This window comes from Rhodococcus sp. RCBS9 (assembly GCF_029457415.1).
Lineage (GTDB): Bacteria > Actinomycetota > Actinomycetes > Mycobacteriales > Mycobacteriaceae > Rhodococcus_F > Rhodococcus_F qingshengii.
In genome coordinates this window covers 3241058-3262019 of the sequence record NZ_CP120422.1, presented here as the reverse complement: position 1 = coordinate 3262019, position 20962 = coordinate 3241058, and the positions used below count along the sequence as shown (strand labels likewise).

General features: G+C 62.5%; 18 protein-coding genes and 1 pseudogene. 6 read left to right on the top strand and 13 right to left on the bottom strand.

Annotated features, from left to right (window positions below; genetic code table 11):
* Positions 1–82: 82 nt before the first annotated feature.
* On the bottom strand, positions 83–679 hold the full coding sequence (locus P0M12_RS15360) for a hypothetical protein (protein ID WP_277376528.1): 597 nt from the start codon (positions 677–679) through the stop codon (positions 83–85).
* A gap of 89 nt (positions 680–768) precedes the next feature.
* Between P0M12_RS15360 and P0M12_RS15355 the strand changes: the two genes are divergently transcribed.
* Entirely contained in the window at positions 769–1224 is a 456-nt protein-coding gene (locus tag P0M12_RS15355; protein ID WP_277376527.1) for a hypothetical protein, read from the top strand.
* 891 nt (positions 1225–2115) lie between these two features.
* A complete protein-coding gene (locus P0M12_RS15350) occupies positions 2116–2937 on the top strand; it encodes an HAD-IIB family hydrolase (protein WP_141751457.1) in 822 nt (273 codons plus the stop codon).
* Here the strand turns inward: P0M12_RS15350 and P0M12_RS15345 are convergent.
* Positions 2937–3143 (bottom strand): annotated as a pseudogene (locus tag P0M12_RS15345) (lipid-transfer protein); the annotation flags it as partial. The gene P0M12_RS15350 and the pseudogene P0M12_RS15345 overlap by 1 nt on opposite strands.
* 307 nt (positions 3144–3450) lie before the next feature.
* On the opposite strand from P0M12_RS15345, the gene P0M12_RS15340 reads away from it, so the two are divergent.
* On the top strand, positions 3451–4677 hold the full coding sequence (locus tag P0M12_RS15340; RefSeq protein WP_277376526.1) for an MFS transporter: 1227 nt from the start codon (positions 3451–3453) through the stop codon (positions 4675–4677).
* Between the two features lie 222 nt (positions 4678–4899).
* Complete coding sequence (locus P0M12_RS15335) at positions 4900–5280, top strand: DUF6301 family protein (protein WP_277377900.1); 381 nt, start codon at positions 4900–4902, stop codon at positions 5278–5280.
* A 376-nt stretch (positions 5281–5656) separates the two neighbouring features.
* On the opposite strand, the gene P0M12_RS15330 is transcribed toward P0M12_RS15335, so the two are convergent.
* Entirely contained in the window at positions 5657–6787 is a 1131-nt protein-coding gene (locus P0M12_RS15330; protein ID WP_277377899.1) for a lipase family protein, read from the bottom strand.
* A gap of 725 nt (positions 6788–7512) precedes the next feature.
* On the opposite strand from P0M12_RS15330, the gene P0M12_RS15325 reads away from it, so the two are divergent.
* The gene (locus P0M12_RS15325; RefSeq protein WP_167349900.1) at positions 7513–8520 is read left to right on the top strand and encodes a CehA/McbA family metallohydrolase; all 1008 of its coding nucleotides are present in this window, start codon (positions 7513–7515) and stop codon (positions 8518–8520) included.
* 116 nt (positions 8521–8636) lie between these two features.
* On the opposite strand, the gene P0M12_RS15320 is transcribed toward P0M12_RS15325, so the two are convergent.
* Together P0M12_RS15320 and P0M12_RS15315 are read right to left on the bottom strand one after the other, a co-directional pair.
* Positions 8637–9332, bottom strand: coding sequence for a hypothetical protein (locus P0M12_RS15320; RefSeq protein WP_277377898.1), 696 nt, complete (start codon positions 9330–9332; stop codon positions 8637–8639).
* Positions 9333–10338: 1006 nt separating this feature from the next.
* On the bottom strand, positions 10339–10788 hold the full coding sequence (locus tag P0M12_RS15315; protein ID WP_080961075.1) for a hypothetical protein: 450 nt from the start codon (positions 10786–10788) through the stop codon (positions 10339–10341).
* Between the two features lie 558 nt (positions 10789–11346).
* On the opposite strand from P0M12_RS15315, the gene P0M12_RS15310 reads away from it, so the two are divergent.
* Positions 11347–11868 (top strand): 2-oxo-4-hydroxy-4-carboxy-5-ureidoimidazoline decarboxylase, encoded by a 522-nt coding sequence (locus tag P0M12_RS15310; protein ID WP_007727034.1) that lies wholly within the window; start codon positions 11347–11349, stop codon positions 11866–11868.
* A gap of 56 nt (positions 11869–11924) precedes the next feature.
* On the opposite strand, the gene P0M12_RS15305 is transcribed toward P0M12_RS15310, so the two are convergent.
* From P0M12_RS15305 to P0M12_RS15270, 8 genes are all read right to left on the bottom strand, one after another.
* Positions 11925–12380, bottom strand: coding sequence for a TerB family tellurite resistance protein (locus P0M12_RS15305; RefSeq protein ID WP_003941110.1), 456 nt, complete (start codon positions 12378–12380; stop codon positions 11925–11927).
* Between the two features lie 84 nt (positions 12381–12464).
* Entirely contained in the window at positions 12465–14021 is a 1557-nt protein-coding gene (locus P0M12_RS15300; RefSeq protein WP_277377897.1) for a TerD family protein, read from the bottom strand.
* Positions 14022–14061: 40 nt separating this feature from the next.
* Positions 14062–14955, bottom strand: a complete 894-nt coding sequence (locus P0M12_RS15295) for an SGNH/GDSL hydrolase family protein (RefSeq protein WP_042922710.1) — start codon at positions 14953–14955, stop codon at positions 14062–14064.
* 158 nt (positions 14956–15113) lie between these two features.
* Positions 15114–16523 carry a TerD family protein gene (locus P0M12_RS15290; RefSeq protein WP_054187881.1) on the bottom strand — a complete coding sequence of 470 codons (1410 nt, stop codon included), beginning with the start codon at positions 16521–16523 and terminating at the stop codon, positions 15114–15116.
* A gap of 27 nt (positions 16524–16550) precedes the next feature.
* On the bottom strand, positions 16551–17408 hold the full coding sequence (locus tag P0M12_RS15285) for an HAD family hydrolase (RefSeq protein WP_082661496.1): 858 nt from the start codon (positions 17406–17408) through the stop codon (positions 16551–16553).
* The gene (locus tag P0M12_RS15280) at positions 17405–18514 is read right to left on the bottom strand and encodes a cysteine protease StiP family protein (protein ID WP_003941082.1); all 1110 of its coding nucleotides are present in this window, start codon (positions 18512–18514) and stop codon (positions 17405–17407) included. Before P0M12_RS15280 ends, P0M12_RS15285 begins: the two co-directional genes overlap by 4 nt.
* A complete protein-coding gene (locus tag P0M12_RS15275; protein ID WP_007727042.1) occupies positions 18511–19800 on the bottom strand; it encodes a phosphoribosyltransferase domain-containing protein in 1290 nt (429 codons plus the stop codon). The genes P0M12_RS15280 and P0M12_RS15275 overlap by 4 nt, the downstream gene beginning before the upstream one ends.
* The gene (locus tag P0M12_RS15270) at positions 19797–20954 is read right to left on the bottom strand and encodes an HpcH/HpaI aldolase/citrate lyase family protein (protein ID WP_042950575.1); all 1158 of its coding nucleotides are present in this window, start codon (positions 20952–20954) and stop codon (positions 19797–19799) included. The genes P0M12_RS15275 and P0M12_RS15270 overlap by 4 nt, the downstream gene beginning before the upstream one ends.
* Between the last annotated feature and the right edge of the window lie 8 nt (positions 20955–20962).

Here is a 20962-nt window from a genome sequence, read left to right as displayed (position 1 = left end):
CAGCGGACACGACCCAGGCTGCAGGATTCAACGCTGAACAAGTCTCAGCCGACCGACGGCACTTCGGTGATGGCGTCAGCGGTCACGAGCATGAACTGAACGGGCCGTACAGCCATTCCACGTGGGGGGCTCCCGGTCCTTCTGTTACCCGCCAGCCGAGTGCCCGCAGCCGAAGGTCCAGGCCACCGGAACCGGGAACGGTGTCCGCCGTGATCATGCTCGCCTCCAATCTCCCGTTGTCCTGCTGGAATTGGATCGAGCCGAGGTCTTTCACCGCAGGGGCATCGAGGGTCACGATGTCGTAGCCGGGCATAATGCGCACCACCCATTCCAGTCGCTCGGCGAAATCCGTCCAGTCGGTGCATCGGTCGGGTGCGCCAAGTCGACGTCCACCAGATCCGGAATCGCGGCCTGCAGCTTCTCCCAGCCCTCGGCAGTCATGCTTGTCCTCCCAATAGTCTCTCTCGCCGTAGAACATATCTGCCGCTACGACAACCACAACGCCACCAGCGGGTCGCGATGACCGGTAGTCCCGAATCTCACGCGAACCAGGGCCGCCAACAAGCAACACAGCGAGATCTGGCGCAAACCTGCCCGCAGGAAACGCATAAACCCCGACCACGTCCTCACACGATCCCAATGGCGTCGACGTCACCAGAACCGAGCCCGACTGTGCCACTACCGAACTCGCGAACAGGCCAGATAAACGCGACTGCAGTATTTGGACGTTTAGCGGTGGCACCGGGCTGCGCGCGGTACAACTAACCAATGAGGAGCTACGCCAATCGCCATCGCATACTGATCGTGTTCACCGTGATAGTTGTCGTAGTGGGCTCGCTGTGGTGGACGAAAACGATCGCCTTCACCCGATCACTAGCCATTGCCTTCAGTTCCGAACCACACGGATCCGTTCCGCGCGGCGATCTCGCAGACATCACTCCCACAATCGTCGCCAGCTTCCCGTTCTCCGAAGAGACGGTCAGCCTCGTCGCGGACAGAATCGTCAACACCTACGGCGGCAACACATCCGACTACGAATCAACCCTGACCATCACCGACACAATTGATTTCGCCGGAAAAGTCGTGACAGCACGCGGACGAACACCGCTGGCCACCCAACGGATGGCGAACTATGGCGCACAAGCACTGAGCGAGCTGATCAACGAAGCCACCTTCACGCGGACCGGCCAAGCAAAAGTTTCCTTCCTGGTGCTCACCGACTAAACGCCGCCGCTGTTAGCCGAGTGCGCAGCTCACCGACACCCACCACAAACCGGGGACGCGTCATCACCCCAGTTCAACGCCACAAAACGAGCACTCAGGCACGCGCAGGTCGGATACCCGCTCATAGTGAAGGTGAATCCCGCCGCTCCCCAATCGCCAGCACCCCCATCAACCCCACAACCACGACAAATTCCGTCCACGGGAGCCACGACGGCACAAGCCGATCAGTGAACACCACCAAGGCGCAGGTAATCAGCGCGAGCACAGATACAACGCCCAAAACGCCACGAAGCACCCACCGGGCCACACGCGAGGAGAACATGCCGCTACCCCCGATCAACTGGCATCGACCACTTGTGCTCAGTCGGCGGTTGTCGCCGACTCGAATATAGCGCCGCACCCATCAACACCCACCCGACGACCGCGAACACCGACGCCACACCATCGAACACCACCATCACCACCCTCTGGTCGAAGGACGGCGCATAAGTACACGAAGAGACGACAACCGGCAGCCACACCCTCGACGCACTCTCCAACACCACAGCCGAATCGGCTGCACACAGCTCATACGAACACCGCCCCACCCCCAAGAACGCGAAAGCACCGAACGCCCCCACCACCAACACCAACCCCACACCAAACAACACCCACCGACACCACCGCGCCCATCCCCCGAATGCCATCACCCGCGCACCATAAGCCGAGCAGCCACGCGATACGGCTCTGGACTCGCCGGCGAAATTCAGGTGTCGCTATTCAGCACGATTTGTGTGCGCCCACCGTCTCTGTTTGGGCGACGAATACCGATTCGAGTATGTTGCACCCGAGCCGACCCACACACGGTCTACCGATGAATTTTGTCGAGTTGACACTATCGAAGGATGACCCTTGGTTTTCGAATCCGGCCACCCGATGATGATTGCCCTCGACATTGACGGCACCCTGCACGTCGCGGAGGACACGAATCCACTCGCGCACGAAACGATCAGCATCGCAGTGAGATCGGCTGTGCGGGCCGCTGTTCGATCCGGAGCCCACGTCGTGCTGTGCACCGGCAGACTCGCCCCCGCGACGCGACCGTTCCTACTCGAGCTCGACATCATGACGGGGTTCGCGATCTGTTCCAACGGGGCCGTGCTGATCGATGCCGCAACCGGGAAAATCGCGGAGCAAGTGGTCTTCGATTTACGCACTCCCATCGCGGCACTACGCGAACAACTACCCGGCGCGATCTTCGTAGCCGAGAACCCGGGCATCGGGGTCAGAGCAACCGGCCCTGTCGACGACGCGGATATGCACCACGGCGAGGTCGAGCTGGTCGATATCGACGAACTTGCGACCACGCCGACCACCCGACTAGCGATCCACTGGCCTGGACGCAGTGGGCAGGAGCTGACCGAAATCTTGTCTACTCTCGACCTCCCCGGCATTCGAAGCCTGTGCTACGAAGACGAACCACTGGCCGACTTGACCGCAGCCGGCGTAAGCAAGGCTGCGATGCTGGAAAGGCTGCGCATCGAGCTGGGCGTCGCCGCAACACGGACCCTAGCCGTCGGTGACGGCATCAACGATCTGGAAATGCTGGACTGGGCAGCTCACGGCGTGGCCATGGGTCACGCACCCGCTTCCGTGCTTGCCGCAGCCGACCAGATCTGCCCACCAGGCACCGAGGACGGTCTTGCCACCGCATTGTCGACATGGTTCCGATAGAACATCTGGGCTGTGCGCGGCGCGTCGTGGACGCCTTGGATCTCGGTCATCAGATCGTCGAAACGGAACATCGGCGCTGGGCGGTCGTCCCAGACCCGCTTGAGTGCGCCGGGTTTCATCTGCTCGAAGCCGACAGCCAATGCGCATTCGACGGTGCCGCTGACGACGGCTTGGCGTGCGAGGAAAAGGGCCGAAGATCCTGTGGCGCCCTGACATCCAGCGGTGGAACATGCCTTGGACGTAATGGGTGAAGCACTCATTCTCGTACCCGTCGCGTTCTTCAGTGCGGGATATCACGAAAATGCGTGTGGGAGAGCCTGTTTCGGGCATGGTGACGCTTTCCCTCGAATCGGTAGAGTCGCCCCCCTGTCGCCATGTCGAGTACATCTGTCAACTTCGCAATGCCAAACAACCGTCCCGGGCTCAGCACCATATCGGGCGTGCTCGACTACAGTTCCCTTCATGGGACGGACCTGCGGAGTCGGACATGTGGCGGCATCGTGAGTAGAAGCGATGAGTGAGGTTTCTCCGGCCGTCAATCGTTCATCATTTCGCCGCTTCCTCACGGCCGCGGTGATCAGTTCGGCCGGCTCGTCGGTGACAGCGGTGGCGATGCCCATTTTGGTAGTGCAGCTTCTAGACGCGACGCCCTTCGAAGTCGGTATGGTGAACGCGGCTCAGTTGATTCCTTATGCGGTGCTCGGGTTGTTCGCGGGGGTTTACGTCGATCGGTGGCGGCGCAAGCCAATCCTAGTGTGGGCCAGCGTCGGTCGAGCGGTAGCACTCGGCACTGTTCCGCTTCTGTGGCTCGCCGGCCTTCTGCACATCTGGGTCCTGGTCATCGCGTTGCTGTTGTTCGGCTCCTTCTCGGTGTTCGGCTTCGCTGCGATGCAGTCCTTGTTACCCCGGCTGGTTCCACGCAGCCAACTGGTGAAAGCAAACGCTCGACTCGACCAAGCCGACGCAGCAGCAACGACATTGGGGCCAACGGTCGGGGGCGCACTCGTAGGCCTGCTCGGCGCTCCCGTGGTGATTGCCGTCGACGCAATCAGCTATCTCGCTGATGCCGCACTCAATTACGGTCTCGACGTAGACGAGCCGCGACCCGCTTCTCGCTCCCGCAACCTGATGAACGAAGTGCGTGAGGGTCTGAGATTCACCTACCGCCACCGCACTCTCAACCCGCTCGCAATATCGACACACGTGTGGTTCCTCGCCAACGGAGCCGCGTTGACTGTGCTGTCTGTCTTCGCCCTCCGCTCACTCGGGTTCAGCGCCTACACATACGGCCTGCTTCTGACGACGTTCGGTGTCGCAAGCCTCCTCGGAGCGTCCAGTGCACATGCGATCGGCACGCGAATCGGACCAGGACGAACGGTCATCCTCGCCCGCTCGCTGTATCCCCTCACCTGGCTTCTCGTTACCTTCGCGACCGACACACTTGTTGGCCATCTCCTTCTCTTCGCAGCTCTTGGCCTGCAGGGCTTGGCAGCAGGCGCGGAGAACGCGAACGAGATGGGCTATTGGCAAGCGCTCACTCCGGATGAGCTTCTCGGGCGCGTGAATGCCGCCCGGCGTTCCGTCAACCGCACCATGGCCGCCCTCGGTGCCGTGACAGCAGGCCTGTTGGTCGGCGCGATCGGCGAACGCCCCACCCTGATCGGCGTCACCATCGTGTTCGCCATCGCAGCAGGCACACTGGCGTTCTCGCCGCTGCGACACTCGGCGCGGGATCTCTGACCTCGGCGTTCAGCGCAGGTCTACCTCCGCGGCGGCCAAGTTCTCTGACAGCGTGTAATTCCTAGGAGCGTCCGTTCCAGGTGCAGGTCATGTTGACACTCGCAGACAGCATCCACGCATGCACGTCGACATCGAGGGTGCCACCCGGATCGCCCGCCTCGCCGCAGAATTCGACTGGACCTGGGCCGGCGACGACCTGGAACCATTCTGCGCACAGGCTGGATGGGACTCGTCGAACTCAGGCATGCTGGCGGCTCGATTCGGACGAACTTTCATGTCAGCCGGCCGACGGCGAACATGTTCGGGCGGCAACACAGAATGGATTCGATCTCGATCTTAGTCACGGACGTGGCAGATGATGCTACGCCCATGACCGTGGTGCGTCCGTTGCTGGTCGAAGGATTCACGAACCTCGATGTGGCACTAACTGCACTCCTGGGGACAGCCACGAGCGCCGAACCTGAGGCAACTATCCGGTGGGATCTGCCGAAAGCGGTCATCACACTGAACCTGGGTGTCAGTGCGATCCACCTGCATCTGAAGAGTCCGGGATATCAGGCATGGGCGGATGAGCCCGAACCGGAGTACGAGGACGAGGACTAGCGATCGAGGTCATCTCCTGACCAGCTTCAGTCGAATTTTGTTGCCAGGAAGAATATTTCAGCAGAACGGCCAAAGTCGGTTCGCCTGGTCGCATCGCACTGTGGCCCCAAGCGATCCGTAACGTCGAAGTCGATCGCCTGGACGCTGTACGTGTCTAGATCCGCGGCCCCCAGGACATGCGATGTTGAGGTCTATGGTTATTGACGCGCCTCGCTCCCGATGTTCGGTGAGGGTCCAACCTGCGGCGGGGACAAGAGCCTCGACGCCATAGCTGCAACGCTCGGCTTCGGCAGATCCTCGGTCAGCCGCGCACTCCTGACGGTGCTGAGAAGATGAAAACTGGGTCGGACAGGCTCTCACGAAACGCATGATTCACCTACGGCTGGAAGAGATTCCGGACGAAGGAGAGGCTTTCGGGGAGCGCTGCCCGCATCGTCTCGATATGACCGTTCGGATATGTGCGGAATGTAACTGGCTGGCGGTTGGCGGCGAGTTCGGCCGCGAGTTTCAAAGCCAGCGGTGCCGGCACCATCTCGTCCGTCAGCCCCTGTCCGAGGAACACTGGCCGGTCGTACCCGGTCGTCGGGATCTCCAGCATGCCGCGAGCAGCAGCCAGCACCGCGGGATCGTCGAGGGGCCGGTTCACCAGATCGCCGATCGTGACGTCGCCGAGGCCCGATGCCATGTCCTGGTAGCAGTCGGTTTCGGCTCGGGCCAGGGCATCCGTGCCGCGTGGTGTCAGGTAGCGATCGATGTCGAGATCGGGTCGCGCCGCCCGGAGTCCGGCCAAGAGGTACGAGACGAACACGGTGCTGCCGGTCAGTGGCAAGCGGGGAAAGTCCGGCCCCACGAGTGGTGCAAGGTTCTCCAGATTGGACGGCGCCCCGGTCGCGACCGCGCCCCGATAGTCCAATTCGGGTGCGTACCGTGTGGCGATCGCTGCCGTGACCATAGCGGCCTGCCCGCCCTGAGACTGTCCGAGTGCCAACCACCGCGGTGAGAGCAACGGTTCGACCGCACGCGCGGCACGCACCATGTCGATCACGCTGTGCGCCGCCGACGGTCCGTCCAGGTACGCGTGGATTCCCGGCGTGCCGAGCCCCACGTAGTCGGTCGCGACGATCGCGTAGCCCTGCGAGAGCCAGTTCGTGAGGTATGGACTGCCGACGGTCCCGGTCACGGTGGGAGCGCACTGGTCGGAAATACCTACAGTGCCGTGAGCCCACGAGATGACCGGCCAACCGCCTTCGGGTGGATCGCCGGGGGGCAGGAAGAGCGCGCCCGTACTCAAAGCGGGCCGGTTCAGCGGTCCCGTGGACCAGTACGTGAGCTTTGATGCGTTGGCGGCGCCGGGAATCCAGAAGGAGTGCGGCAGGGAAGTTGCCGCGGTCACTGTGCCCGGCGTCGTGATTGGCGCCGGTTCCTGCGCCTGGACGGGCGCGGTCGAGACGGCCGCGAAGGCGAGCGCGATCACCATCAATACTTGGCCGAGCCGTCGTCGGATCATTGCACCGCTCCCCGGATTCATCCGCGTGTACGCCGACTACCATTCTGCGCGAACCGGGGGTGCCGGTACACCGGTTCGACCATCTTCGGGTGCCGCTCCTGCAGTCGAGGGGCCAGCGGACTGTGCGCGACGAAGAACTTCAAGCCGAGGTCAGCCCTGTGCATACCGAGAATTATTCGGTCTACGGTGCACACAAGGTGTGGCTGGAAATGCGTAGTGAGGGCATTGATGTGGCACGGTGCACGATTGATGGGTGTCTTCGGGCTCGAATGCGCACGAAGAGGCATGACCAACCAAGCGCACCGCCATCGCCGATCCACAAGGACATCGCGCGGACGATCTGGTGCAGTGAGGTTCAACCCTGTGACGCCAAAATGTTGTGGGTCGCCGATCTACTTACGTTTCGGCGTGGTCGGGTTGGGTTTATGTCGCGTTCGTGATGGATGTGCACTCACGGCAGATTCCGGGCTGGAGGACGGCTAGGACGATGATGACATCGTTGGTGGCTGATGCGATTGAACATGCGATCTGGACCCAACGGCGAGAAGGGATTACGTACTGTCTGGACGCACTCATGTCTGTGGCGTCACCACCCCAGGCGCGCAATAGATTTGACGCCCGATTCGTGAAAGCCCCATCTCGATCGACGAGAGTGTTGTCGAGATCGAGCAGAAGGGCCATGGCCGAGAGGTCTATAGCCGAGCAACCTCTGCGACGATGTGGTGATGACCGACAAGGTTGACCCAGTACAGCCCACTGAGCTTCTGTGGTTCCGAGGTGATTGCCACATCCACTCGATCTACTCCGATGGGGAGCAAACTCCACCGGAATTGGCGGAGACCGCTCGTCTACTGGGATTGCACTTCGTGGCCACTACCGATCACAACACAACCGCGGCTCACCACGCGTGGCAACAAGAAAACATCGCTCAGGAGTTCGCAGTAATCCTCGGAGAAGAAGTCACCACCCCTCACGGACATTGGCTCGCTCTCGGACTCCCACCCGGACATCTCGTTGACTGGCAGTACGCCGACGTCGTCGGTCTCCACGCCCAGCGTGACCTCGTCCACGACGCCGGAGGAATATGCGTCGTGGCACACCCATACGCGCCCTACCCGTCAGGTACCTTCGCTTACTCGCACGTCGGGTTCGATGCCGTCGAAGTCTGGAACGGTACTTGGGAGTCCGATCTACCGTGGCAAGCAGACAACGAACGAGCCCTTGCGCATTGGGCACGTCAGTTAGTTGTCGACGTTCCAGCCGGGCGCTGGACCCCCGCGATCGGCAACAGCGATACGCATCTGAGAAGCCAGATGGGCTTACCCCACAATGTCGTTGCAGCCGAACGATTGAACACAGACGATCTCCTGACATCCATCAAAGCTGGCCGGACTTGGATCTCAGCCGCAACCACCGTCGACCTGTCGTTCATGGCAACTTTTGACGATCAGTGCGCACAGATCGGCGACGAGCTCGATACACATGGCAAATCGGCCACGGTTCAGGCCACCGTCCACGGCGTGCCGTTCGGCACCGTCACCATTCACACCGATGCAGGACCAATTCACTCAGAATCGTTGCCCGGCAGCGGAACCTGCGAACTGTCGCGTCCTGTCCCTCCAACTTCGACGTTCGTCCGCGCAGAGGTGCGTTCACGAACCGGTCACATGGCCGCACTCAGCAACCCAGTCATCTTGAGGGACAGGAGAACACCTTCACAGGAGAACCTCTGACGAAGACGGTTCAAGCGATAGCCGACGCGCAATGAAACGCGGCCCGCGACCGCTCCGACTACGGCCCCGGGAGGTTGACTGGCGGATGTACAGCATTCGAAACGTACAGTATTCCTTCACAGCAATTGCGGTAACTCGAATTCGATCGTTGTCGGAGCCAGGCCGAACTCGGGATATGCCACGGTGATCCGCAAGGGCCCCTGAGGGGGCGGGCTGAGAAAGTATTCGCCGCCGGTGGTGATGCCGAACAGGTTCTCGGCGATACCACGCCACGAACGGCCACTGTACAACCACGGCTCATTCGGGTCGTCGGGGTAGTCGCCGGGGTGGGTCGAGTTCGCGAGAATCGGCCCGGTGATGGTGTCGACAATGAGTCGAATTCTGTGCGGTTCAACGGGTTTGATCCGGGATCCGAAATTCATCTGTTCGTTGCTCGGCTGGGCGAGGGAGGGCATCTCCTCGGGCGTGGGTTCGTGCGCTACGACATGGAATGCGAGCCCAGTACGAAATAGCTGCAGGTTGGTCAACCGGAGATCGAGGCTGGGGTCGGCGGGGAACGGTAGGGATATGTCGTATGAAGCGCGAAGGTTGGAATCGGCTTGCGGGAGTCGCCGCCAGTCGGGGAGATCTCGGCTACGAATCAGTTGTTCGGTACGAGATCGTTCAGGACGGTTCAGGGCATCGAGCTTCTCCCTCAGTACCGGGTCCGGAATTTGTTCGCCAGCCAGCCGCAAGACCTGACCACTGCGCAGTACGTGCGCATCCCACTGCGGAGTGGACCGTACGTAGGCGAAATTGATACGTTCCGACATCTTGTGATCCTCTCGCCGCCGGGTGTTACAAGATCGTATTCCGCCGCCGACCGGCTGCAGACTCAGCCAGACCAAATCTGTTCCACAATCATTCTTTACGTTGGAGGACCATGGAAGGATGCTGAGATGCGTACGTTGATCGCAGCGGGGGCTGCAACCTTCTTGATTGGTGGTCTTATCTGCGTTGGCTTCGTGCTTTGGTGGCTCGGACAACCGACCCATTGCTCTTCGTACGCACCTCTGACATCGCAGATCACGGATCCGACCAACTTACCTACGATCTCCCTCTGCCCTGGCAGTGATGAGAGCCCGACGCTGTATCTCATCGTCGGGCCACTGGCCAGCGCTGCGGTCGGAGCGCTCACTGGGTTCGTTGTCTGGCGCAGCGGAGTTCAGTTGTCGCGCACCCGGTAATTTTTACCCTTCTCACTACCGACCTCGCGGCCTTGCACTGAAGCGGCACGTGCTTCGCAACGGCGCGAACCCAATTCACCACGCATGGAAGCGACACCGCAGGTTGTCGACTCGATGCGCTCGGCGACGACCTCGACGAACTGCTCTCCTATCTAGACGCCTGGTCCAAGGCGATCGTCGATGCCAACTCCTATCCCAAACGGATTTCCGGGATCTACTACCTCGGCGGTGGCCCGCACTTCGGTTCCGGGTTGACCATCAATACCGCAGCTGATCTGTACGAGGGCAGGGCGTGAATAATGGCCATGACCCGTTTTCAGCTAGGCCAAACCTGCTGCACGATCATCCACAGCCACTCACGGACAGGCTGAGGAAACGGGCTCCAGTACAACCACCAATTGTCCACAACGAACCTTCCTCAATTGTGCTGTTGCACTGAATCAGTGACGATCCGGCGGGTTGACTTCGTCAGCGGACTTGTCGAGCGCAAACCATTGAATGCTGGGTGTCTGAGTCCGCCGTCGGTGCACTCCCGGTATTCCACTTCGCACACCTAAAGCGGTCCAAATCCGCGTTACCAGACCAGCGCGGCTCACGGATGGACGGACGTAGCACGATAACGGTAGCCATCCTGGTGCGCGTCGGAACCGTACTGCGCAACAAGGTCCTCGTATTCAAGGTCCACTAGCTGGCCTGGAGTCAGGACGCGGTACCCAGTCGCCACAATCTCGGAGTAGAACACCCAACAACCGCCGGGAATTTCGGCTGCGTCGAGTACACCCCAGCCTTCCTCGGCGTGGAACTCACGGACGACTGCGCTTGCCCGGAGCGGCGGCGGGTCCTCGAACGTGGTTTCGGCAACGAGGTCCGAATCCGTAATCTCAGTGATGGTGCCGTCGGGATCGATGTTCCAGGCTGTGGCCCCGGTGAATGTCGGCTCTCGCCCCGGAAAGCTCTGTGGGCCGAAGACCGAGATACCGGACGCGATGACCGCCAATGCCGTCAGCGCATATCCCCATCGCCGGGAATTTCGAGAGCCCATGGCATGGACGCTACAGGCACTACTACGCCTAGTAGGAGCTGCTCGAATCGTGGGTCGTCGAGCACGGCGTCTATGCGGCAGTCGGCAACAATCTGCGCGATTGCCGCTCGTCCGCAGCGATGGTGGCGAAATGTGGATGATCGTCGTTTGTTCCCTGGAGCAGTGGGTGGCCGCAATCTCGTCTTCCACGCATCCTCGAGTGCGGCTCGTAGAACCGGTCCCGGTGATGGCCGAAGGAATGTACGAATGCGCCAGGCGGTGATGCCGAGGGCAATGGCGATCGCGAGAGCGAGCGCCTTGGCTGGATATAGGCCCGCCGGCGACAGTCATGATCGGGTTTTTCCTTCTAGAGATTCCCGGTCTGGAGCCTCGCCGGTTGTCGCCGGTGGGGCTCCTGCGTTGTGTGGGTCAGCTCGTTACGCCGCGTTAAGAACCTGAAAACTCGGGGAGCAAACCTTCCTTTCCCAGGTGAAGCAGTGAATTATCGATATGGTCGCGCATCTGGTTACCGCGCGGCATGTCGAGCGCGCCTGAAAGCACAACGGGCCGGGAGGTCACATGCTGCTACATCAATCGATCGGGTTGGAGCGCTTCAACGAACTACCGCGGCAGAAGGCGGTTCACGCATTGTTCGAGTGCTGCTGCTCGCTGACGTGGGCCGGGTGGGTCAGCGACGGACGTCCGTTCGCCGACCACGCGGAGATCCTCTCGCGCGCCGAGGACGCGATTCTCAACCTCTCGGACGAGGACGTCGAACGCGCCCTGCAATGCCATCCACCCGTAGGCGTGCGCAAGAACAGCGTGCCGTCCCACCTCGAGCAATGCTCGATCTGGGTTCCGGACGACGCCGTCATGGCAACCATCTATCGCGCCGGCGAGGAGTACGAGCGGAACTTCGGCTTCCGGTATCTGTGGTGTTCGCACGGCCACGACGCCGACGACCTGCTCGAGAACATCGGCCAGCGCATGTCCAACGAACGGTCCGTCGAGCGCAAGGTCTGCGTCGACGAGCTCGCCAAGATCACGCGGACGAGGATCGAGCGCATGCTGGGACCCGAGGACGGTTATCCCGAGTACTGAAAAGAAGAGCGGGTGCAGCGCTTTCGCGCCGCACCCGCTTTCATGCTCTGAATCGATCAGAGATCGAACTCGGCCGGAGAGATTCCGACTGCAAAACACATGTCGCGTACGACGCCGCGCTCGTGCTCGTCGAAGTTGCCGTCCGCGCCGCCGATGATGATGCCGATCTGGATGACTGCGCGGGCCTGATCCTGCTTCGACTTGAGCTTGGCGATGGTCGCGGTTGCCTCGACCTTGCCGAACTCGTAGTCCGAGGACAGCTTGCTGCAGTACCAGTCGAACTGCTCACGAAGCTCGTCCGGCGGGAAGACCGCGAGCGACTCGTTGCTCATGATCAGCGCGGCGGTCTTCTGACGCTCCGACGGATCGATCGAACCGTCTGCGGCGGCGATCAACGCGCACATTGCCATGCTCGCGTTCTTGAATTCCTTGTTCTGGAACTGGCTGGTCTTTGTCTTGAGCTGGCCGTTCATCTCCTGAGCCTTAGCCTTCAACTGATCCCAGAATGCCATGAGTCTCCTCGAGTATTGCCGCCACACACCGCGCGTGGTCGTACCACCACTCTGCCTGTGCGCTCGGCAATCCGCCATCGGCCGCTAGGTGCGGTCGAACACTGCCAGAATTCGCGACTCGGAGATCGGGTCGAGCACGTCCGGGGTGAAGTGCCATTGCGTGCGGGTCCACGGATCGTGAACCTCCGTCTGCCCTGCTGCCGAAAGATGTTGGCACCCCTCGGACAGCGCGGCGACGGATTCTTCCGCGAAGTTCGACTCATCCTCTCCGACAATCAGTATCGACAAACCGATTGCCGGTCCGCGTTCGGCGAGGAACATGATGGTCTGTGCGTCTTCGGCGGAATATCCGTGCGGGAAATCGCTGAGGATCAACAGGCGCAGGGAACTCGGGCCATCTGCGACACCACTCATTCGCGCGAGTTCGCCCATGTCGACGGCTTCGGCGAGTGCCCGCAGACGCGCTGAGATCTCGGTGTGAGTGGTGATGACCGGCCCCGCGAGCATCGGTGCCAGTCGGTCGGTCAGTGGCGTGAGCGAGCCGGTCAGGTCGACGACGTCGAGTAGCGGCATCGGGCCGGCGGCCATGACACGCACGGTGACGGCACTGATCAGACCGAGCGCTGCTTTGCTCGACGTACTGTCCACCCAGATCGGCCGGCGCAATGGCAACGGGACGCAGTACGGAACGGTGAGTGTGCCGCGGTCCGGAGCCGACAGCTCGCCAAGACGCATTCCGTCGCTGACGGCTGTGATCTGGGCCGGATCGGTTGTACCCGCCCAGGATACCGACTTCCACGACGCCATCGACCGTGGGAGCACGCCGTCGATCACACCGAGTTCGTGCGCAAGCTGAGCGCTGTCGCGGGCGTGATTGTCCCGCGCGAGTGAGACGAGGTCGTCGTGACGCTTCTGTGCGGCATCGCGCGCCGCCACTCCCGCTGCCGAGTTCCGCAACGACGGATCTGCGACGGCTGCGGTCAGATCCTCGTCCAAACGGGCAAGCGCGTACTCGCTGCTGGAGACGAAGGAAGCGGCAGAACGCGAGGCGTCCTCGAAGATCATCCACGCACGCTCGAGGCCGCGGCCCACCTCCAACGGCTCCACGGCGGAGTCCCACTCGGGCGCAGCTGTCGGGCCTGGTTGTGCCGGCTCGTCGTCCACCTCGACGCCGTGCACCGAGATCAGTTCCGCCAGACCACCCGCATAGCCCTGCCCTACGGCCCGGATCTTCCAGGCACTGGACTTTCGGTACAGCTCCCAGCAGATGACCGCTGTCTCGGTACCTGCGGTGGGGATCGCGAATTCGGCCAGGACCGAACCGGATTGATCGCTCAGGGTGGCGGAGAGCCCGGCCGTGCGAAAGGCGCCCGCGGCCGTCGCTGCCGGATCCACGCTGACGATGCACAACACGGCCGCGGCATCGGGGTGAAGTCGATCGAGTTCCACCCGGATGCCGCTCTGGTCGAGTTGCACTCCAGCGGTGGATGGTTGGTTGTAGAACACGAAGTCCGCGGACGTCAATGCCCGCAGGTTCGCGTCCGCTACCAGCGCCGACACGTCGAACGGCGTCTGGCTCTCGGCTCGAAACGTCACCACGGGCGCCTGCAGCGGCGCGTTCTGTCCGGGAACAAAAGTCATACCCACAGCAGCGAACTATGCCATGACCGGGCTCTCTCGGTCAGCCTTGCACGTCCGCCACCACTAGATCGGCCACCGCGGTCATCCCAGCGTCCGTGAAGTGCAAGCGCTGCGCCGTCGACTCCGAGAACAGGCCTTCGAACCAACGCTGATCTGCACTCGCACATGCGTCGTGCCCGCCGGCGATGCTCGCCGCCGCAATGTCGACAGTGCGCACACCGTGGGCGTGGGCCACCTCGTCGAACTTCGTGTTGTAGCGAGCGAAGTAGTCCATGAACCAGGATGCGTCGGCGTCTGAGAACGGAATGTTCGGCCAGCATCCGCGAGAGGAGATCATGCCGCCCTCTCCGATCAGGTAGATGCGAGCGTTAGGCGCGCGCTGCGTGACCGCAGTCAGGATGCGATCCAATTCTCCGGCAGCCCGGTCGATTCCGGATTGGGCGACGGAATTCGCGAGCGGGTCGTACCGGCATCCACGATCGGTTCCTGGCCCCGGAGCGACGCACAGGGGGCCGAGGAAGATGCTGTTGGAGTCGTTGCCGCCGATCGAGATGGTGATCAGGTCGGTGTCCGGGTGAACGGCATCGAGTTGGACAGGCCAGTAGTTCGGAATCAGCTGTGGAGTGTCGATGATGTTCTCGGCGCGTGCCGCGCTGCAAGAGACGTCGGTGAACTCCGCGACCTCGAGTGCCCGAGAGATCTTGCCCGCGAAGTTCTCGTACGAACGCGAACAGGCGTCGGGGTACATCGGTTCCAGCCTTGGACCGGAGGCACGGGAGTCACCGAGGGCGACGTACTTGATCCCGGTGCCGGATACTCCTGACCGAGTTTCCGACTGGGGCACCGAAGCCTGCGCGATTCCGGTGCTCACGAGCGCCAGCACAACGCCTGCGACGGCCGCCGCCCGACCGAGAAGTTTCCCTCGAATGATCATCTACTGTGCCAAGTCCTCTCGCGCACGGCCGCTCGACTGACGGCTCGACATGCCGCATGAGGTTAACGCACAGAGGGGGAAACGATGTCCGGTTCGACGGACGGCGATCGAAATCACCTACCGCCGAACCGGATTCATCTCGAGTATGCAGTCTCGACTCAAGCAGTGAGGAAACGGCCCAGCTGCGGCGCAGCTTCTCCTGCGTGCTTGGCCTGGATACCTTCACCGATGGCCTGCAGCTTCCATTCACCGTTCACGCGGTACACCTTTGCCATCACCATTCCGGTGAAAGCCATGCCGCCCTGGAGCGTGTATCGAGCGAGCTCGGAGTTGGTGGTGCTGTCCACGAGACGGCAGAAAGCGTTGGAGACCTGCTCGAACGTGTGTCCGCGGTACGAGGTCACGGTGAAGATCACGGTGGTCACGTGAGCCGGGACCCGCTGAAGATCGACGAGCATGACCTCGTCGTCGCCGTCTCCGTCGCCGGTCAGGTTGTCACCCATGTGACGGACCGAGCCGTCCTTGGACGTCAACTGACCGTAGTAGCAGACGTCGACGAGGTTGCCGTCGGCGTACAGGAGTGCCGAAGCGTCGAGGTCGACATCGGCGGTACGGCTTCCGAACAGGCCGCTCTTCTTGATCGGATCCCAACCCAGACCCATCTGGATCATGGTGAGCGCGACGCCGCCCTCCTTGCGGAGTGTGACCTTCTGTCCCTTGGTCAGGCTGACGGGGCGTCCCTTGACCAGGCTCACCTCGGGCTGCTGGGCCGGCGGCTGGTTCTGCACGGGAGGCGCCGGGGGCGCCTGGTTGTACGTCGGCTGCTGGTTGTACGCAGGCTGTTGGTTGTAGGCAGGCTGCTGCGCCGGCGGGTAGGCCGGCGGCGTCGGTCCCTGGTTGTAGGCCGGCGGCTGGTTGTACGCGGGCGGGGCCGGCGGAACCGGCGGCGCGTTGTACGAAGGCTGCTGCTGCGGCGGCTGGTTGTACGCCGGCGGTGTAGGAGCGACGGACGAGGGCGGGGTGATCGGCGCCGGAGCCGCGACCGGAGTGGGAGGCGGCGGTGGTGCATCGTCGACGGACACACCATGATCGGTGACCAGCGCGGCAAATCCACCCGCGTACCCCTGGCCGACGGCGCGCACCTTCCATGCACCCTGGCGTCGGTACACCTCGAGCGCGATGACGATGGACTCGGTGGTGAGGCCGTCGATCACGTACTCGTACAACACGTTCCCGGCCGCATCGGAGACCCGAGCGGTCGGTGCAGCAGTGCGCCCGAAGTTCGACGAAGCGTCGTCGAGCGTGATGACGGCGCGAACCTGCTCGATATCGGCGGGTACGCCGGCGAGTGAGACTCGGAGTGAGGCAATGCCACCCGGGTTGGGTACCAATTGCACGCCGGGTCCGGTCGGCTGGTTGAAGAAGACGAAGTCGGCGTCGGAACGAACTTTTCCGTTGCTCGTCACGAGGAGTGCAGACAGGTCAGCGGCCGCAGCCAGCTGAACCGAGACAACTACATCCGAGACGTCCAGCGGGCCGTTCTGCCCTTTGGCAAGCGATACAGACAACTAAATCCCCTTCATAGAGAGCGTGTATTACCCGAGCGCGGAAGAGAACCACCGCAAGATCTCCGCGCTCGCTGCGATACCGGACCTTTCTGTCACAGTAACGGTCGGCCGTTGCCAATTCAGTTCTTCCAGCTCACCGTGCCTGGGCCTGATCGCGAAATCGGAGTATTCGAGCATGTCCGCATCCAATGCGCCGTCACCAGCCGAGATCACGACGGCGGACTGATCCAGATCACCCGACTCGACCAGTCTGCGGCGCACCTCTGCCAGCGCGCGTGACTTCGAGACAGCGTCGGGCATCGTGTAGATCTTCCGGCCTTGACGAGAGACGTTCCAGCCCCGCGCCACACACCAGTGATTCCATTCGGTCTCGAATTCACTCGGCATCACGGCCAGATCGACGACCAGGTACGGAAACAGATCGTCGGCAACACGAATGGAGCTGACCCAACTCGAGTCGATGCGCGATTCCAGTTCCGCCTGAACCTGCGGCAACTCGGCGCCGGCCTTGCGGGTCGAACGGTCGATCTCGTTTCGCCACTCGCGATCGGCTTCGCCGTCCACCAGGATGTTTCCGCCGTTGCTCGTGATCGCGTACTTCCACGGTCCGCCGGGGAGATCGATCCGCTGAAACTGTGCGATGGTCCGGGTCGTTGTCGGAATCACCGGAACCCGCGAGCTGAGCGCAGTCAGCAGTTCGATCGATTCGACGCTCATGTGCGAGAGCGGACCGCCGTTGTAGTACTCGACGCACAGCGGGCTCGGTGCCGAATCCAGGTCGGAGCCACTGGGATCGCCGCCGATCGCGGCCTGCGAATAGATCATCGTGCGGTCCAGATCCGTGGCGATCAGGACCTGGGACGCAGCGGTGTCCACACGGCTCACGTGATGTCCTTGATCAGGCCGACACACGAGTAGGCGAGATCCGGGACGACCTCGACCGGGACCCCACGGGCCTGTGCCAACAACCGGATGTGTGCGTGCTCCGGGGCTTCGAGTTCGCGCACCAGAACCTTCCAGGGAAGCCGGCGCAGCAGCACCCTGGTTGTTTCTCCGACACCGGGTTTGACGAAGTTGACCGTCGAGATCCCGTACTCGGCCTGCACCTTCTCCACCGACTCCCAACCGGCCCAGGTCGGCGTCCGATCGGAATCGAGCACTGCAGCAAGAGAATCCGCTGCGTCGCCGCGAACCGAATCGAACTCGGCCGAGACCACGTCGAGCAACCTGTTGGAAACGTCGACGTCGGCGAGGTCGGCGTAGAACTTGGCGCCGTGGAAATCGCCGGGCCCGATGAGGGTGTCGTTGAGGACAGTTCGTGAGACCAAGCCGGACACCGTCGAATTGAGGCACGCCGACGCGATCAGGAAGTCGTCACGGGTCCCGTACGTTCGCACGCAGTGTCCGGGGTCGGCGAGAACAGCCAGATCGGAGTCGAACTTCGCTCCGCCTGCCTCGTGGTACTCCGTCAACGCTGCGTCGAGTTCGCGGGCGATGGCGCCCTTGCCCGTCCAGCCGTCGACGAAGACGACGTTCTCCGAGTCGTGATGGTGCGCAAGATAATCGAGTGCGACGGAATCGATTCCTTTGCCACGGACGATGGACACCGCATAGTGCGGCAACGTCAACCCGCGGGTCTGCTGGGCCCAGCGCCGCATCAGAATCCCGATCGGTGTTCCGGCCCGGGCGAGTGAGACCAGCGTGATGTCACTCCCCCGCTCGGCCAAGACCAGGTCCATCACGGTCCCGACAGCGCGCGCCAACCGTGGAGCGCTCTCGGCGAGCACCGTCTCGAAAAGATCCCGGTATGCCTGATCGGGTTGGTACTCGATGGGGAGAGACTCGGCATAGTGCGCCTCACCCGACTGAATACGCTTCTCGCGCACGGATACATCCGCTTCGAGATCCACGTGCGAGAGATCCTTGAGCAGCCACTTCACTTCGCCCGGCGCGTACGAACCGAATTCGGGCCCGACCAATGGTTCGTTCATGACGAGCTCCCTGCTCTGGAATCTCGCAGCGCCGACGGATCGGCCCCGCGAACGGTGGCGACCAGGACGTCGGTGCCGGAGTTCCGCAACACCTCGACCACTCCGTCCATCGCCGTCAACCGATCGGTGTCGGCGGGCTCGTCGATGACCAGCAACGCAAGGGCGTCGACCGCCGCATCAGGCCACTGCGCGTTGTAGACGTATCGAGGGTCGTTCTCACCCAGTTCGGGCGCCGGAAAGGTGAACCCGCGACGCAGCGGGTATCCCGGCACGTCGACGACGTACGCGGGTGAGCGAGTTGTGGTCTGGTAACGAACTGCTCGCCCAGAGCTTTCCAAGCCCGCAGCGATGCGCAGTGGCAGGTACATCAACTCCTCGTGACCGATCACGATCACAGCACGCGACGCGTCGATCGACGATTTGAGAATGGACACCGCTGCCTCGACGGCTGACTCGAATGCCGCGGTGTCGCCATCGAGAAAGCCGTGCCTGCCACCGTCGGGGACATGTGCCGGCCACGGCAGATCGATCCGTGCCAGCGTGCCACGGCGGTCACCGATCGGATTGAGATCCGGAGCATCCAGCGCCGTGACGCGCTCGGTCAGGCCGTCGGGCAGGACCGTCGAACCCGAAGCGAGAGAGACGTAGTCGATTCGTACATTCAACTCTGCCGCCGCGGCTTCGCCGGCGACTCGGTGTTCCTCGGTTCTCATGTCCACCAGCGAGGCCACGACGTAGCGGCTTCGCGGGCATTGCCCGTGCAGCGCCCGGATGGCATCGATCGCGGTGGCGCCGGTGGAGATCTCGTCGTCGACGAGGACCAGAGGCAGGTCGTTCTCGAACAGTTCGGCGGACGTCGGCTGCATCAGATGGCTCGTGGCGTGCGAGTGCCCCTCCTCGAATCCGGCGAGCGTCGTAGCCCCTGGTACGTCTCGGCGCGTGGAGTGCAGGTAGCAGTGAGCGTGGAGGCGAGCTGCGACGCAGTGGCCCAAACCTGTTGCGGTTTCGGCAAATCCGAGAACGACGACGTCGACACCCTCACCGAGGGTTGTCCGCACCAGATCGCCGAGGTCGTCGGCAGCGCCGATGACCACGGACGGCTCGGTGGGCACGTGCTTTCCCAGCACGGTGGACACCAGCAGATGAGCGCGACGCGGATTCCGCCGAAGTCCCGGGATCACCAGATCGGGCACCGAATGCCCGAGTGACGAATCACCGTGAACGAGGTCCAAGCCGAATTCTGCTGTAGCCCAGGGAACGTCCTTGGACTGGACAAGCTCTGTCATCGATCGACCAACGCCGTCAGCAACTCGACGAACGTGATTCCCTTGTTGGTCACACCGAACACGTGAGCTCGGAGCGCAGTCTGATGGGCCCAATTGCGGTGCGGCTTCATCTCGTTCATCTTGTTCCGGTAGCCGGACGCCTGAACTCCCCCGGCGTCGGCACCGAGAATGTCGAGGGCATCGTGATATTCCTCGTGCGTGACGGCGGACAATGCATTGACCGCTGCGACGTGCGACGGGTGGATGACCGTCTTGCCCTGGATTCCGTTGGCTCGGTCCAGCGCGATCTCACGGAGCAGACCGTCGAGGTCGCGGCTGACGAGATGCTGACGGAACCGGACGGCGTCGTGTTCCTCGAACGGAGTGGCGCGCAGCATCGGCCGGAACATGCGTTCGTGATCGGCGAAGTACTCCCACACGGGCCCGGTGATGACAAAACCCGAACCGTCCGCGCGCCCGAGATAGTTGACGATGTCGGCGATGACGTCGACCACCACGCGCACGTCGTAGATGGTCAGATCGCGGTCGCGGCGGATACCGAAGGTGCTGCACATGTCGGTGGCGCCGATGCGGACGGCAAGGATTCGATCGCGGTGTTGCGCGAGAATCCCACTGATGGTGCGCAATTCGAGATCGCGAGTATCGCGGTGCACAAGCGCGGGTGATTCGAGTACCGGCATCGCGTAGAGATGCTTGCCCAGCAACTCGGATGCGTCCGCGACGGCGTCGAGGAACACAGGGCCGGACTCGCTGCCGAACTTCGGGATGACGAACCCGGTGAGCGCGGCGCGCCCCTCGGTCAACGACGCGGCGACCTTGTGGATGTCCGCGACTTCACGAACCCGCACGAACAGCAGCATGCCGACGGCGTCGGTGGACGCGATCTTGTCGAGAGCGTCAACCGCGTTCGCTCGCGCTGACTCCACCTCGTGATCCGCGACGGCGTCCTCGAGATCGAGCACCATCGAGCTGACGCCCTCGGACGCACGCTTGACCACGATGTCGGCCAACCCGGCCCGGGTGGCAGGAACGTAGAGAGTTGCACCCAGAGCAATCGCGAGCAGATCCCTCTCGTCGGAATCCGCGAACGATCGAGGCGCATGCAGGAACAGTTGCTCCCGCACGTCATCCTCGAGATGTTGAAAGTGCTGCATTTCTCTTC

Bases quoted from the DNA above. Each gene is read 5' to 3' on its own strand.
- P0M12_RS15355 (WP_277376527.1), top strand. From the start codon at position 769: ATGAGGAGCTACGCCAATCGCCATCGCATACTGATCGTGTTCACCGTG.
- P0M12_RS15340 (WP_277376526.1), top strand. From the start codon at position 3,451: ATGAGTGAGGTTTCTCCGGCCGTCAATCGTTCATCATTTCGCCGCTTC.
- P0M12_RS15335 (WP_277377900.1), top strand. From the start codon at position 4,900: ATGGGACTCGTCGAACTCAGGCATGCTGGCGGCTCGATTCGGACGAAC.
- P0M12_RS15330 (WP_277377899.1), bottom strand. From the start codon at position 6,787: ATGATCCGACGACGGCTCGGCCAAGTATTGATGGTGATCGCGCTCGCC.
- P0M12_RS15325 (WP_167349900.1), top strand. From the start codon at position 7,513: ATGACCGACAAGGTTGACCCAGTACAGCCCACTGAGCTTCTGTGGTTC.
- P0M12_RS15320 (WP_277377898.1), bottom strand. From the start codon at position 9,332: ATGTCGGAACGTATCAATTTCGCCTACGTACGGTCCACTCCGCAGTGG.
- P0M12_RS15315 (WP_080961075.1), bottom strand. From the start codon at position 10,788: ATGGGCTCTCGAAATTCCCGGCGATGGGGATATGCGCTGACGGCATTG.
- P0M12_RS15310 (WP_007727034.1), top strand. From the start codon at position 11,347: ATGCTGCTACATCAATCGATCGGGTTGGAGCGCTTCAACGAACTACCG.
- P0M12_RS15305 (WP_003941110.1), bottom strand. From the start codon at position 12,380: ATGGCATTCTGGGATCAGTTGAAGGCTAAGGCTCAGGAGATGAACGGC.
- P0M12_RS15300 (WP_277377897.1), bottom strand. From the start codon at position 14,021: ATGACTTTTGTTCCCGGACAGAACGCGCCGCTGCAGGCGCCCGTGGTG.
- P0M12_RS15295 (WP_042922710.1), bottom strand. From the start codon at position 14,955: ATGATCATTCGAGGGAAACTTCTCGGTCGGGCGGCGGCCGTCGCAGGC.
- P0M12_RS15280 (WP_003941082.1), bottom strand. From the start codon at position 18,514: ATGAACGAACCATTGGTCGGGCCCGAATTCGGTTCGTACGCGCCGGGC.
- P0M12_RS15275 (WP_007727042.1), bottom strand. From the start codon at position 19,800: ATGACAGAGCTTGTCCAGTCCAAGGACGTTCCCTGGGCTACAGCAGAA.
- P0M12_RS15270 (WP_042950575.1), bottom strand. From the start codon at position 20,954: ATGCAGCACTTTCAACATCTCGAGGATGACGTGCGGGAGCAACTGTTC.